The 14,463-nt window shown below is 59.3% G+C and carries 9 protein-coding genes; 4 read left to right on the top strand and 5 right to left on the bottom strand.

All coding sequences use genetic code 11. The features are described from left to right. Positions 1-54: 54 nt before the first annotated feature. The 4 genes from K5R88_RS05655 (at position 55) to K5R88_RS05640 (ending at position 7,027) form a co-directional block, all read left to right on the top strand. Entirely contained in the window at positions 55-1,707 is a 1,653-nt protein-coding gene (locus K5R88_RS05655) for a VRR-NUC domain-containing protein (protein ID WP_329959894.1), read from the top strand. After that, complete coding sequence (locus tag K5R88_RS05650) at positions 1,704-3,983, top strand: ATP-dependent DNA helicase (RefSeq protein ID WP_226299401.1); 2,280 nt, start codon at positions 1,704-1,706, stop codon at positions 3,981-3,983. The genes K5R88_RS05655 and K5R88_RS05650 overlap by 4 nt, the downstream gene beginning before the upstream one ends. Positions 3,984-4,111: 128 nt before the next feature. Continuing rightward, positions 4,112-5,020, top strand: a complete 909-nt coding sequence (locus K5R88_RS05645; protein ID WP_226299400.1) for a zeta toxin family protein — start codon at positions 4,112-4,114, stop codon at positions 5,018-5,020. 87 nt (positions 5,021-5,107) lie between these two features. Continuing rightward, positions 5,108-7,027 (top strand): hybrid sensor histidine kinase/response regulator, encoded by a 1,920-nt coding sequence (locus tag K5R88_RS05640; protein WP_226299399.1) that lies wholly within the window; start codon positions 5,108-5,110, stop codon positions 7,025-7,027. A 755-nt stretch (positions 7,028-7,782) separates the two neighbouring features. Here the strand turns inward: K5R88_RS05640 and K5R88_RS05635 are convergent. The 5 genes from K5R88_RS05635 to K5R88_RS05615 form a co-directional block, all read right to left on the bottom strand. After that, a complete protein-coding gene (locus K5R88_RS05635; protein ID WP_226299398.1) occupies positions 7,783-8,931 on the bottom strand; it encodes a MalY/PatB family protein in 1,149 nt (382 codons plus the stop codon). Between the two features lie 104 nt (positions 8,932-9,035). Then, the gene (locus tag K5R88_RS05630) at positions 9,036-10,355 is read right to left on the bottom strand and encodes an OprD family porin (RefSeq protein ID WP_226299397.1); all 1,320 of its coding nucleotides are present in this window, start codon (positions 10,353-10,355) and stop codon (positions 9,036-9,038) included. Positions 10,356-10,410: 55 nt separating this feature from the next. Then, positions 10,411-11,064: a hydrolase gene (locus K5R88_RS05625; protein WP_008041483.1), complete on the bottom strand. Its 654-nt coding sequence runs from the start codon at positions 11,062-11,064 to the stop codon at positions 10,411-10,413. A 184-nt stretch (positions 11,065-11,248) separates the two neighbouring features. Continuing rightward, complete coding sequence (locus K5R88_RS05620; protein ID WP_226299396.1) at positions 11,249-12,517, bottom strand: OprD family porin; 1,269 nt, start codon at positions 12,515-12,517, stop codon at positions 11,249-11,251. A 127-nt stretch (positions 12,518-12,644) separates the two neighbouring features. Beyond that, on the bottom strand, positions 12,645-14,417 hold the full coding sequence (locus tag K5R88_RS05615; protein WP_226299395.1) for an acyl-CoA dehydrogenase C-terminal domain-containing protein: 1,773 nt from the start codon (positions 14,415-14,417) through the stop codon (positions 12,645-12,647). Between the last annotated feature and the right edge of the window lie 46 nt (positions 14,418-14,463).

Here is a 14,463-nt window from a genome sequence, read left to right as displayed (position 1 = left end):
TAGCTGGTATCTGTACGCATAACCAGTACTCGTACGCCACGGCCCTGTTTTCCTGTGACCACAAATCCCCTCGACGATCCGTTCTATTACTTGAACAACTTCATGCAAGTGCTTGATTGGCTTGAACATCGTTATGCCGATGTATTGAGTGTCGAGGAGCAATGCTTCATCCGTGAGTTCAATCGACTGCCCAGGGAACCCCGTGCGCTCCTGGTCCGGATGGTCATGCGCAAGGGCGTTCACTTCCGGGCGAGCAAACTGCATTACGTCGAGATCGGCGACATTGCCATGGCCGCTGAGCCGCTGTTGGCCCAGGGCTGGATCGATGAGCAGGCGCCGCTGCCGCTCGACGTGGTGTTCGAGGCGTTGCTCAAGGCCGAAATCCTTCAATGTTTCGGCGCCGCCATCGATCAGCCCAAAGGGAAAAAGTCCGACTGGCTGCCTGCATTGAGCGAACGGTTTCCCGAGGTACAACCCTTCAATCAGTGGTGCGCGCCACTGAATGATCGGTTGTTCAGCCTGACTATCATGGGCTTGTGTGATCGCCTGCGCCTGATGTTTTTCGGCAACCTTTACCAGGACTGGTCGGAGTTCGTGCTTGCCGACCTTGGCATTTTTACCTATGAAAAAGTCGAGTTCTGCGCCGAATCCCGCGGCTTGCGCAGTCGCGAGGACGTGGACGCCTGCCTGTTTCTCCATGACTGTCAGCAGCAGTTCGAGGCCGGTGAAGCGGTGGAGGCGGTTGTCGAGCAGATCAACGGGCTGGCACTGAGCAATCCCTGGCTGCAAAAACGGCGCAGCAAATTGCTGTTCCAGATCGGTCAGCACTGCGAGCGCGTGGCGGATTTCGCCAATGCCCTGGGCATTTACCGCGAGTGCGCCTGGCTTGGCGCACGGTCGCGATTGATTCGTGTGCTGGAGCGCTGCGGCGAGTATCAGTTGGCCATGGACCTGGCCGTTGCTGCCGGGCAAACGCCGGAAAGCGCCGCCGAACAACAGCAATTACTGCGAGTGGTGCCCAGGCTGCGGCGCAAACTCGGCGGGCCGGCAGTGAAACGACCCTCTCCACGGGAAATGCAGCGTCTCGATCTGCAACTGCCCAGAACCGACCCGACGCTGTCGGTGGAGTTTTACGTTCAAGCGCATCTGGCGGAGGAATCGGCGCCGGTGCATTACGTCGAAAACAGCCTGATCAACTCGTTGTTCGGGTTGCTGTGCTGGCCGGCAATCTTTGCGCCGTTACCGGGGGCGTTTTTCCACCCGTTCCAGCGCGGGCCGGCGGATTTGCTCAATGAAGACTTCCAGGCGCGCCGGGCCGACCTGTTTCAGGCCTGCCTCGCCGAGCTGGATGACGGACGTTACCGCCAGACCATCCGTGAGCGGTATGTCGCCAAGTGGGGCGTGCAGTCGCCTTTCGTGTTCTGGGGCGCGTTGAGCGAACCACTGCTTGAGCAGGCCCTGGACTGCCTGCCCGCCGAGCACCTCAAACACTGGTTCAACCGCCTGCTGCTGGACATCAAGGCCAACCGCGCCGGCATGCCGGACCTGATCCAGTTCTGGCCGCAGCACAAGACCTACCGCATGATCGAAGTCAAAGGCCCCGGTGATCGCCTGCAGGACAACCAGTTGCGCTGGCTCGAGTTCTGCCATGAACACCAGATGCCGATTGCTGTTTGCTACGTGCAGTGGGCGGAGCAGGGCGCTTGAGCTACAGCATTGCGGTGCGGGCGTTGTGTGAATTCACCGCCAAGGTCGGGGACCTCGACCTGCGCTTCACGCCCTCGCCGACGGCACTGGAAGGGATCGTCGGCCACCGTACGGTGGCGTCCCGGCGTAGCGAGGGTTACCAGAGTGAGGTCGCGCTTGAAGGTCTGTACCAGACGTTGAAGGTCAAGGGCAGGGCGGACGGCTACGACCCGGCGCAAAACTGCCTGGAGGAAGTCAAAACCTATCGCGGGGACTTGAGCAAACAACCGGCCAACCATCGTCAACTGCATTGGGCGCAGGCCAAGGTCTATGGCTGGTTGATGTGCCAGAAACTGGGCCTGGCGCAGATCAACCTGGCGCTGGTGTATTTCGACATCGTCAGCGAAAAGGAAACCTGCCTGGTCGAGGCGTTCAGCGCAGGAGAATTGCAGGTGTTCTTCGAGCAGCATTGTCGACTGTTCCTGCATTGGGCCGAACAGGAAATGGCCCATCGCGAGGCGCGCAACGGCGCGGCGCAGCAACTGGCGTTTCCCCATGCCGGTTTTCGTCCGGGCCAACGGCATCTGGCCGAGTCGGTGTTCAAGGCGGTCAGCACTGGCCGGTGCCTGATGGCGCAGGCGCCGACCGGTATCGGCAAGACGCTCGGTACGCTGTTTCCGATGCTCAAGGCGCTGGCGCCGCAGCAACTGGACAAGGTGTTCTTCCTCACGGCAAAAACGCCGGGGCGCAAACTGGCGCTCGATGCTGCGCAGGTGATCCTCGACAGCGCTGATGCGCCGCCGCTGCGGGTTCTGGAGATGATCGCCCGGGACAAGGCCTGCGAACATCCGGACAAAGCCTGCCACGGCGAATCCTGCCCATTGGCCCAAGGCTTCTATGATCGCTTGCCGGCTGCGCGCCAGGCCGCCAGCGAGCTGTCAGTGTTGAACCAGAATGCCTTGCGCGAGGTGGCCGTGAAACATGCGGTGTGCCCGTATTACCTGAGCCAGGAAATGGCCCGTTGGTCAGACGTGGTGGTCGCCGACTACAACTATTATTTCGATTTCAGTGCGCTGCTGTTCGGGCTGGCCCAGGCCAATAACTGGAAAGTCGCGGTGCTGGTGGACGAAGCCCACAACCTGGTGGAGCGCGGCCGGCAGATGTACAGCGCCGGTCTCGACCAGTCGGCCCTCAACGGCGTGCGTAAAACCGCGCCCGAGCCGTTGAAAAAATCCCTGCAACGGGTCAATCGTGAGTGGAACGCCCTGCATAACCTGCAACTTGGTGCGTATCAGGCCTACGACAAGCCTCCGGAAAAACTGCTTCAGGCGCTGTCCTCGTGCAGTGCGAGCATCGGCGATTACCTCAACGATCATCCTCAGGGCCTGGACAGTGCATTGCAGACGTTTTATTTCGACATGCTGCAATTCTGCCGCGTTGCCGAACTCTTCGACGAACAGTTTCTGTTCGACATCAGCAAGCGGGACCTCGAGCGCAAAAAGCCGCTCTCGCAACTGTGCCTGCGCAACGTGGTGCCTGCCGGTTTCATCCGCCCGCGCCTGACGGCTGCACGCAGTACCGTGCTGTTTTCCGCGACGTTGAGCCCGCGTCATTACTATGGGGATCTCCTCGGGACGCCGGCGAACACGGTGTGGATCGATGTCGAATCACCGTTTCACGCTGACCAGTTGAAGGTCCATATCGTCAGTCAGATATCCACGCGGTTCGTTCATCGGCAATCGTCCCTGGCGCCGATCGTCGAGCTGATTGCCCGGCAGTTCAGTCAACGCCCCGGCAACTACCTGGCGTTTTTCAGCAGCTTCGATTACTTGCAGCAAGTGGCGCAGTTGCTGGCCGAAAAACACCCGCACATCACTGTGTGGGCGCAATCGCGGGGCATGGGAGAGGCCCGGCGACAGGATTTTCTCGATCAATTCACCGCGCACAGCCAGGGAGTCGGCTTCGCAGTGCTGGGCGGGGCATTTGGCGAAGGCATCGACTTGCCCGGCGCGCGGTTGATCGGTGCATTCATCGCCACCTTGGGCCTGGCGCAACTCAACCCGGTCAATGAACAGTTGAAACATCGCATGGCCGCGATTTTCGGTGCCGGTTATGACTACACCTACCTGTTTCCCGGCGTGCAGAAAGTGGTGCAGGCCGCAGGGCGAGTGATCCGCACCCAGCAGGATGAGGGGGTGGTGATGTTGATCGATGACCGGTTTGGCGACAGCAAGGTCAAGCAACTGCTGCCGCGCTGGTGGTCGGTTGCTTCGGCGATTTCGCTCTCGGCGGAGTAGGATTTTTTACCTTAAAAAACATCGACATACCTTGAAAAAATCAGGCATTTGAACAAGTGGCGAATGCCCGCTTTATTCATAGAGGCAATCATCACTTTCAAGCCAGTCTTTGATAAGGAAATCAAGGTATGTCAGCAGCACCGAACTATACGTACACCCAAGAGCAGGTCACGGCCGCATTCAATGAAATAAAAGCGACGTTGTTCAGTGGCATCACGGCCGAGGCAACCCCGAAAATGCTGATCGTTGCCGGCCTGCAGGGATCGGGCAAAACGTATCTGCTTGAAAAAAGTCTTCTGCCTTCGGGCCGCTACAAAAACTACGTGCGGCTATACCTGCCCGAATACCGGAAAAAACACCCTCACTACGCTGAGATGATCAAACTTGGCGTTCTGCATGCGTATGAGCATACAGAGGCGTTTGTACGTGAGGTCAGCGCGATGATCTTTACGCAGGCATTCGTCGGCAAATACAACATCGTCATGGAGTGCGCATTCGACAGCCTCGATTTCGCGGCTTTTCCGCCGACGGCAACAGCCGCCGGTTATCAATTCGAGACTCATATCGTTGGCTGCACCCAAGAGTTCGCTCATGTGTCGAGCATCAAGAGAGCACTCAACAGCCTCGAAAACCAGGAAATGGAAAGATTTCTGACGGGATCAACACTGGCTGCCAGCATGGGGTATGCACAAGCGATCATCCTGGCCATCGAGACGGCCTCGAAAGCGATCAGCGGTTCGCAAATCACTGTGTACGAACGCGGATTCGGCGTGTTGAAAGAGCGAGCGATACGGGCTCAGAGCACTTACACCCTGGATGCCGACGGCTCGCTGACCAAAACGACAACCCTGAGGCATTTTGAGCACATCGTTTACTCGCGGATTATTGATAACCCTGTTTTTGCGGTGAATGGTCACCACGAAATCATCAAGGAGTGCCATCTGGCGCTGCTCAAGATCGCGGGTCATACCCAGCAGGTTCCGAGTTTCGTATACAACGATCTGTATGCCTGCATTGTCAGATACGTAAACCGATAAGACTTTGCGTCGATCGGTGCATTTCGGCTTTCCAAACCCCAAGCTTGTCGCATACTCCTCAAAAAACAATCACGACGTGAGGGCTCAATGAACGAAGATCGAGGCAAAGCCAGCACCATCGAGGACGGGCGCTTTCGCCTGTTGATCGATGCGGTGATTGACTATGCGATCTACATGATTGATCCCGACGGCATCATTACCAGTTGGAATGCCGGCGCTCGACGCTTCAAAGGGTATGAGGAAGCGGAAATCCTCGGTCAGCATTTTTCGCGGTTCTACACCGAGGAGGACCGTCTCAAGGGGATGCCCCAACGAGCCCTGGACACCGCTATTCGGGAAGGGCGTTTCGAGGGGGAAGGCTGGCGGGTGCGCAAAGACGGTACGCATTTCTGGTGCCATGTGGTGATCGATCCGATCCTCGATTCGACGGGCAAGTTGCTGGGGTTTGCCAAGATCACCCGGGACCTGACCGACCGCAAAATGGCTGAAGAAGTGCTCAAGCAAAGCGAACAGCAGTTCCGGCTGCTGGTGCAAAGTGTCACGGACTACGCCATCTACATGCTCGACGCTGACGGACGGCTGACCAACTGGAACCCTGGTGCCCAGCGCATCAAGGGTTACTTGCCCGAAGAAGTGATCGGTCAGCATTTTTCGATGTTTTACACCCCGGAAGACCGCGCAGCCGGCGAACCGAAGCGCACGCTGGACATTGCCGTCTGTGAGGGGCGATTCGAGAACAAAGGCTGGCGAGTGCGCAAGGACGGCACGCGGTTCCTGGCGCATGTCGTGGTCGATCCGATCTGGGGCGATACCGGGACGTTGCTCGGTTTCGCCAAGATCACCCGGGATATCACTGAAGCGACCCGCGCTCAGCAGGCGCTCGAACAAACCCGTGAGGCGCTTTTCCAGGCGCAGAAAATGCAAGCCATCGGGCAATTGAGCGGGGGGATTGCCCATGACTTCAACAATTTGTTGACGGTGATCCTTGGCAATCTGGAAATCGTGCGCAAGCGAATCGGGGACGATTCGAAGATCACCCGATTGCTGGACAACGCCACTCAAGGCGCCTTGCGCGGAGTGGCGCTGACCCAGCGCATGCTGGCCTTTGCCAGGCGACAGGAACTGAAGACCGAGTCCGTCGAGATACCGACGTTGGTGGAGGGCATCACCGGCCTGTTGCGCAGTTCCCTCGGGCCTTCCGTAGTCCTCGAAACCCGTTTTACGGAAACGATCGAGCCTGTTTGGGCCGACAAAAACCAGCTCGAACTGGCAGTCCTGAACCTGGCGACCAATGCCCGCGACGCCATGCCCCATGGCGGCAAGCTCCTGATCAGCGCCCGGTCTGAAGACGCCGGCGATCATTCCTCGCTCAGGCCAATGACAGGTCGTTATGTTTGCCTGAGCATCAATGACACCGGGGAGGGCATGGACAACGCCACACTCGCCGTGGCGATGGACCCATTCTTCACCACCAAAGGGGTCGGCAAAGGTACGGGGCTGGGATTGTCGATGGTGCATGGCTTCATCGAACAATTGGGCGGGCGATTCATTCTAAAAAGCCAGAAGGGCAAGGGCACCACGGCCGAACTGTGGATTCCCGTCGCCACACAAGGCTCGATCGCCAAGCCTGCCCAGGAGGAAGCCGCACCGCCGGTGCCTCGTCTGTGCGTGCTGGTGGTGGATGACGACAGCCTGGTGCTGACCAGTACCTGTCTGTTGCTCGAAGATTTGGGCCATCAGGTGATCAGTGCAGTATCCGGGGCTCAAGCGCTGACAGTGCTCGACAGCGAACAGGTCATCGACCTGGTCATTACCGACATGGCCATGCCGCAAATGAACGGTGCGCAACTGGCGCAGGCGATCCGAAGCATCAGGCCCGACCTGCCGATCATCCTCGCCACGGGTTACGCCGAGCGGCTGGAAGGCTTTGCGACCAGGCTCCCACGCCTGTCCAAACCATTCACGCAACTCAACCTGGTGGAAATCATCGCCTCGACATTACGGTAACAAACCGTCCGGCTCTTCAAGCGTACGCGCTTATTCTCCCGCGCCCGTAGGAGCCGGCTTGCCGGCGATTGGCCCCTGAGCCCTGCAGTGACCTTGCGGACGCCATCGCCGGCAAGCCAGCTCCTACAAGGTACGAGGTGGCTGGCAGGGATGTGTGCCGCAACAAATTCCTGTAGGAGCCGGCTTGCCGGCGATTGGCCCCTGAGCCCTGCGCTGACCTTTCGGACGTCATCGCTAGCAAGCCAGCTCCTACAAGGTACGAGGTGACTGGCAGTGATTTGTGTCGCGACAAATTCCTGTAGGAGCCGGCTTGCTGGCGATTGGCCCCTGAGTCCTGCGCTGACCTTGCGGACGTCATCGCTAGCAAGCCAGCTCCTACAAGGTACGAGGTGGCTGGCAGGGATGTGTGCCGCAACAAATTCCTGTAGGAGCCGGCTTGCTGGCGATTGGCCCCTGAGTCCTGCGCTGACCTTGCGGACGTCATCGCTAGCAAGCCAGCTCCTACAAGGTACGAGGTGGCTGGCATGGATGTGTGCTGCGACAAATTCCTGTAGGAGCCGGCTTGCCGGCGATTGGCCCTTGAACCGTGCGGTGATCATGCGGACGTCATCGCCAGCAAGCCGGCTCCTACAAGGTGCGAGGTGGCTGGCAGGGATGTGTGCCGCGACAAATCCCTGTAGGAGCCGGCTTGCTGGCGATTGGCCCTTGAACCCTGCGGTGACCTTGCGGATGTCATCGCCGGCAAGGGGGGCTTGTTAGCGGTCGCGCAAACTGCGCTCCATCCTTGCGATGCCTTCCTCCAGCAACTCGCGCGGGCAGCCGAAGTTCAGGCGTACGAACTGTTGGCTGTCATCGCCGAAATCCAGGCCAGGGCTAAGCCCGACCTTCGCCTTTTCAAGGAAGAATTGCTGCGGGTTCTCCAACCCCAGCGCCGAGCAGTCGAGCCAGGCCAGGTAGGTACTCTGAGGCACATTCATGCTGATGCCGGGCAAGCGCGTGCGAACGGCTTCCACCAGATAATCGCGGTTACTTTGCAGGTAGTCCTTGAGCGCGGCCAGCCACGGCGCACCTTCGGTGTAGGCAACGCGTGTCGCTTCCATGCCCAGCGGATTGACGCTGTCGACCATGCCGCAGCGCGCATGGTTGACGCGCTCGCGCAGGGCGCGGTCCTGAATGATCATGAACGAAGTCTTCAGGCCAGCGATGTTGTAGGCCTTGCTCGCTGACATCAGTGTGATGGTGCGCCGGGCGATTTCCGGGCTCAACGAGGCGGTTGGAATGTGTTGGCGGCCATCGAAGCACAGTTCGGCATGGATTTCGTCGGAAATGATCCAGGCGCTCTGCGCCACGCAGATATCGGCCACCGCTTGCAGTTCTTCCCTTGGGAACGCCTTGCCCAACGGGTTGTGCGGGTTGCTCAGCAGCAACGCACCGCCGCCTTCCAGCGACTGGCGCAAGGCCTGAAGCGGCGTGGCGTACGTGCCATCAGCCATCGCCTCGAAATTCAGTTCAACCTTGTTCAGCCCCCAATGCCCCGGTGCATGACGCAGCGGTGGGTAGTTGGGCGTTTGCACCACGACATTCTGTTGCGGCTGGACCAGCGCATTCAGGGCCATGTTGAAACCCGATTCCACGCCCGGCAGGAAAACCAGCTCCTGCGGCTCGACGCGCCAGGCGTACTTGTTCCAGAGGTCGGTCACGATGGCATTGCGCAAGTCATCCTGCGCCACGCTGTAGCCGAGCAACGGGTGTTCCAGACGTTTTTGCAGGGCCTGGATGATCACCGGTGGCGCGGCAAAATCCATGTCGGCAACCCACATCGGCAATACGTCGGCCGGGTAGCGGCTCCACTTGGTACTGCCGGTGTTGTGGCGGTCGAACACCTGATCAAAATCGAAGGTCATGCTCAGTCTCATACAAGGCAGGGTTGTTTTCGGCGGTCATGATAAACGCCAACCCCTGTGGGAGCGAGCCTGCTTGAGAGTGCGAGCGCGCCGGCTGACGATTATCAGAAACGGCCGAAACTCAGCGGGTACTCGATAACGACATAAACCCTGTCGATATCATCGCCCGCCTGGGCGCTGTTGGCCCGGTGCGAGACATGGGACAGTTGCAGCGACAAGCCCTTGGCCGATCCAGACTGCACGATGTAGCGCAAGTCGATGTCTCGCTCCCAATGCCGTCCATCATTACCTTGCAGCGGCCTGTACGCACCGACCGACTCATCGAACGGGTTGTAGGCGCCGCCCTTGGGTGCGTGCGTACCGTCGATCTGGCTGCCTGTGACATAACGGGTCATGAATTTCAGCCCGGGAATGCCATAGAGGCCCAGATCAAGGTCGTAACGAGCTTGCCAGGACTGCTCGTGGGCACCGTTGAAGTCGGCGTATTTGATCGAGTTGGCGAGGTAGATCGAGTCGCCACCGACGAAATCGAACGGGGTATCGCCGTTGACCTTTTGATAGGCCAGCGTGAAGGCGTGGGCATCGACGGTGTATTTGCCTGACAGGCTGAACGCTGTGTTGTCGATAGCACCGGCCAACGCCTGGCCTGTGTCCTGCGTGCGATAGAGATTGGCGTCGAGGAACCAGCCGGACTGTTTCAGGTGCAGATTGGCGTAGTACTGATGCCAGGTGTCGGTCAGCTCTGAAGCATAGAGGGCCGCGCCGAACGGACTTTGGGTAAACAGGTCGGCACCCAGAATAGAAATGCCGCCCGCTTCAGTGTTGGCGCCGTAGCCGTAAAAGTTGTCCTTGCCCGAAGCACCGTCCTGATTCTTGAACGCCGTGAAGTGGCCGGCGACCAGATTCATCCCCTCAATCTCGTGGCTGTTCACCAGAAAACCGCTGCCGTACTCGGGTTGCAGGCGTTTATCCGCGGTGTCGAACACCGGGGTTTCGACCATCATTTCACCGAAGGCTAACGTGGTTTTCGAGGCCTTGATTTTCAACGCGCCGCCAGCACTGGAATAGTTGTCTTCGCTACGACCGTCGCTGTCCAGCGGCAATAACCCTGTCCCGGAATGGCCCTTGCCACCGTCCAGTTTCAATCCTAGAAACCCGTGGGCATCGAGTCCGAATCCGAGGGTGCCGGGGGTGAAACCGGATTCAAAAGAGCTGATAAAGCCCTGAGCCCACTCAGCTTTGTAGCTTTTGCCTGCCGGCGTCGGGGATCGATAGTCGTTGTTGAGATAGAAATTTCGGCTCAGCACTTCAAGCTTCGCGCCGGCCAGCAAGCCCTGCGATTCATCTGCCAGGACCATGCCTGATAACAGCGCCGGCAGACACAGGCACAACCCGCGACTGAGGTCTCGTGAGGAAAACGTCATCAATCAGTCCACCGCGAAGGGAAGCGGCTCCGGAACCCCGGAGCCGCGTTGTTACTTAATGACCTTCGGAGGCGCCGAACATGGTCTTGGCGTAGATCAGGCCCAGACCGTAAGAACCGCCGTTGGCGATCGAGGTTTTCACGGTTTCGTCGTAGGTCTCGGTACGTGCCCAATCGCGCTGCAATTCAAGCAGGTATTGCAACGAAGTCATCGGCCGCGCGCCGATCTGAATCATGCGCTGCATCGCCATTTCATGGGCTTCGGTGGTGACGTCGCCACAGGCGTCGGCAATCACGTACACCTCAAAACCCTGGTCGATGGCCGACAGCGCCGGGCCGACGATGCACACGGAGGTCCACAGGCCGGCGAGGACGATTTTCTGTTTGCCGAACTTATTCACTTCAACGGCAATGCGCTCGTCTTCCCAGGTGTTCATGCTGGTGCGGTCGATGACGTTGTGTTCCGGGAACACCGATTTGATTTCGTCGAAGATCGGGCCGGAGAAGCTTTTTTCGGCAACGGTGGTGAGGATGGTCGAGACCTTGAAGCCGCGTGCAGCCTTGGCCACCAGCGCGGCATTGTTGCGCAGGGTCACGGCGTCAATCGACTTGGTGGCAAAGGACATTTGCGACTGGTGATCGATCATGATCAGCGTGTGGTCGGTTGGGGTCAGCAGGGTTTTTCCGGGTACTGCTTTTGCGATAGCCATGGCGATGTCCTTACGGGGTGAGTGAGGAGGCCATGGTGGCGTAGAGTCGGGCGGGGATATTGAATCGATGTGCTGTGTTTTGACTTTCTTGCGGGGGAGGCTAGCCAGTTCCTACAGGATCGGGGTGTACGCCCCCCTGTAGGAGCCGGCTTGCTGGCGAATCGATGGTGGCCGTTATGCCGCCTTACCAGATCGGCAACGTGTAACTGACGATCAACCGGTTTTCATCCAGATCACTGCCAAAATTTGTCGAGCGCACTGTCGCATTGCGCCATTTCACTCCGACGTTTTTCAGCGGTCCGCTCTGCACGACATACCCGATATCGGTATCGCGCTCCCATTCCTTGCCTTCAGGGCGGTTGTTACCCAGGTCTATATCGGTACCGTTGATGTAGCGGGTCATGAACGTCAGGCCGGGAATGCCGAGGGCGGCAAAGTTGTAGTCGTAACGGGCCTGCCAGGATTTTTCGTCCTTGCTGGCAAAGTCGCCGATCTGTACGAAGTTCACCAGGAACGCATCGGTGCCATTGATGTAGGCATACCCGGTATCGCCGCTCATGCCTTGATAGCCCAGGCCGAATGCATGCCCACCGAGGTTGTAGGTGAACATGGCGCCAATTGCCTTGTTGTCGACATTACTGCCGCCATCATCGATGGAGCGTGCGAACCGCAGATCAGTCTTCAACGATTGACCGACGGTGACCGGCAACACGTAGGTCAGGTTGACCAGGTGCTGGCTGTAGAAATTGTCGAGGTGGCCGTAGCTATAACCAGTGGCGAGGTTACTGGTCCATTTGTAGTTCAGGCTGGCGAAATCGAAGCTGTCGCTGTCCAAATGGCGGCTGGTGATGCCCTTGGCGCCGGTTCGGGTGATGCCCATGTCCTCATAGTCCGAGGAGTCGCGCTGGTTGACCTGCGTCAGCCGTCCGGCATCCACGGTCAGGCCTTCGACTTCCAGCGAAGTCAGTTGGCCGCCCTTGAAGGTTTGCGGCAACAGCCGTGAATCGTTGGCCAATACCGTCGGCAGCTTGGGCAGCAATGTGCCCAGTTTCAATGTGCTTTTGGACGCACGCAGTTTGGCGGTCAGGCCCAGTTCACCGTATTCGTCCTGCGCGCCTTTGCGCGTGTCGCGATGGCGCTGGAGCACGCCGGAGCCGGCGCGATCCGGGCTGGAGTCGAGTTTGACGCCTACCAGGCCGATCGCATCGAAACCGACCCCGATCAGCCCCTCGGTAAAGCCGGATTCGTAGCGCAACAGGAAGCCCTGCGCCCATTCCTCCTGTTTCGATTGCGCCGCGTTGGTCTGACGATAGTCACGGTTGAAGTAGAAGTTGCGTAGCTCAAGGCTGGCCTTGCTGTCCTTGATAAAGTCAGCAGCGGCGGGGGCCGAGAGGCTGATGACGCCGCCGGCCAGCAACAGTCGGGTAGCGAGAGTGCGGGTGTTGCGATCCATGTGAAGCCCCTTTGTTTTTATTATGAAATGACGGCTTGCGCGACCCTCGCCAACCGGGCGAGGGCTTACCAAGAAAAAACGCGAGCGCCGAAAAGAGAGGAGCGTAGCGCCGCGTGCGGTTCAATCGTTAGAACTGTTCGGCGCTCAGGCCGAACAACGAGGCACTGCCGGCGCGAATCGATTGTTCGAGGCTCAAAATGCGCGGCAGCAGGCGATGGAAGTAGAAGTCGGCGGTGGCGATCTTCGCACCGTAAAAGCCTTCGTCGTCGGTTCGCTTTTGCTGGGCAACCTGCGCCATGCGCGCCCACAGCCAGGCGTAGGCCACATATCCGAACAGGTGCAAATACTCCACGGAAGCGGCGCCGACTTCGTTGCGGTTGGTCGCTGCCCGGTCCTGCAACCAGTCGCTCAGGTCTTCCAGGCGCTGCACGGCATCGAACAATTGCGCGCTGTAGGGCGCGTCAGGCTGGTGGGCGAAATGCCGAATCTGGCCGGTGAACTGACGCAACGCGAAACCGTTATCGGCCAGCACTTTGCGCCCGAGCAGGTCCAGCGCCTGGATGCCGTTGGTGCCTTCGTAGATCTGCGCGATGCGCACGTCGCGGACCAATTGTTCCTGGCCCCATTCGCGGATGTAGCCATGGCCGCCGAACACTTGCTGGCCGTTGATGCAGCTCTCCAGACCGGTGTCGGTGAAGAAGGCCTTGGCAATCGGCGTCAGCAGCGCGACCAGGCTCTGGGCGCACTCGCGTTCTTGCGCATCGTCGGAAAACTTCGCCAGATCGAGCTGCTGCCCGACATAACTGGCGAACGCGCGGCCACCTTCAGTCATGGCTTTCATGCTGAGCAGCATGCGGCGCACATCGGGATGGACGATGATCGGATCGGCGACTTTGTCCGGGGCCACGGTGCCGGTCGGGGCGCGGCTCTGAATGCGTTCACGGGCGTAGGCCACCGCACTCTGATAGGACGCTTCGGCGCAGCCAATGCCCTGAATACCGATGGACAGGCGTTCGTAGTTCATCATGGTGAACATCGCTGCGAGGCCTTTGTTGGCTTCGCCCACCAGCCAGCCGCTGGCACCGTCGAAATTCATCACGCAGGTGGCCGAGGCCTTGATGCCCATCTTGTGTTCGATCGAACCGCAACTTACGGCGTTGGCCTCGCCAAGGGAGCCGTCGGCATTGACCAGCACTTTGGGCACCACAAACAGCGAGATGCCTCTTGGTCCGGCCGGCGCGTCGGGCAGTTTTGCCAACACCAGATGGACGATGTTTTCGGTCAGGTCCTGATCGCCACCGGTGATGAATATCTTGCTGCCGGTGATGCTGAAACTGCCATCCGCCCGAGGTTCTGCGCGGGTGCGGATGATCCCCAGGTCGGTGCCGGCATGGGCTTCGGTCAGGCACATGGAGCCGGCCCAGCGACCTTCATACATCGGCGGCAGGTACAGGTCTTTCAAGGTGTCGCTGGCGTGAGCATCCAGTGCCAGGCACGCACCGGAACTCAATGCCGAATACAGTGCGAAACTGGAATTGGCGCCGTAGAGCATTTCTTCAAACTGCACGGCGAGCATTTTCGGCATGCCCATGCCGCCGTACTCGGGATTACCGGACAGGCCAACCCAGCCACCCTCGATGTACGTGGCATATGCCTGTTTGAAGCCGATGGGCGTGGTCACCTGACCTTCATGCCACTGTGCGCCTTCTTCGTCGCCGCTGCGGTTCAAGGGTGCGATCAGGTGCGCGGTGACTTTCCCTGCTTCCTCAAGGATCGCGTCGGCGATGCCGGCATCGATGTTGTCAGCCAGGGCAGGCAGGCGTGCCCACAGGGCCGGGGCGTCGAACACCTCATGCAGGACGAAGCGCAGATCGCGCAGGGGGGCTTTGAATTCGGGCATAACGTGAACCTCGACAGGACGGTTGTGCACGGCGCCGCAACCGGGC

Origin of the sequence: Pseudomonas sp. MM213 (assembly GCF_020423045.1) — a bacterium.
In the GTDB taxonomy this organism is placed as follows: Bacteria; Pseudomonadota; Gammaproteobacteria; order Pseudomonadales; family Pseudomonadaceae; genus Aquipseudomonas; species Aquipseudomonas migulae.
This window is presented reverse-complemented; position numbering and strand designations above follow the sequence as displayed.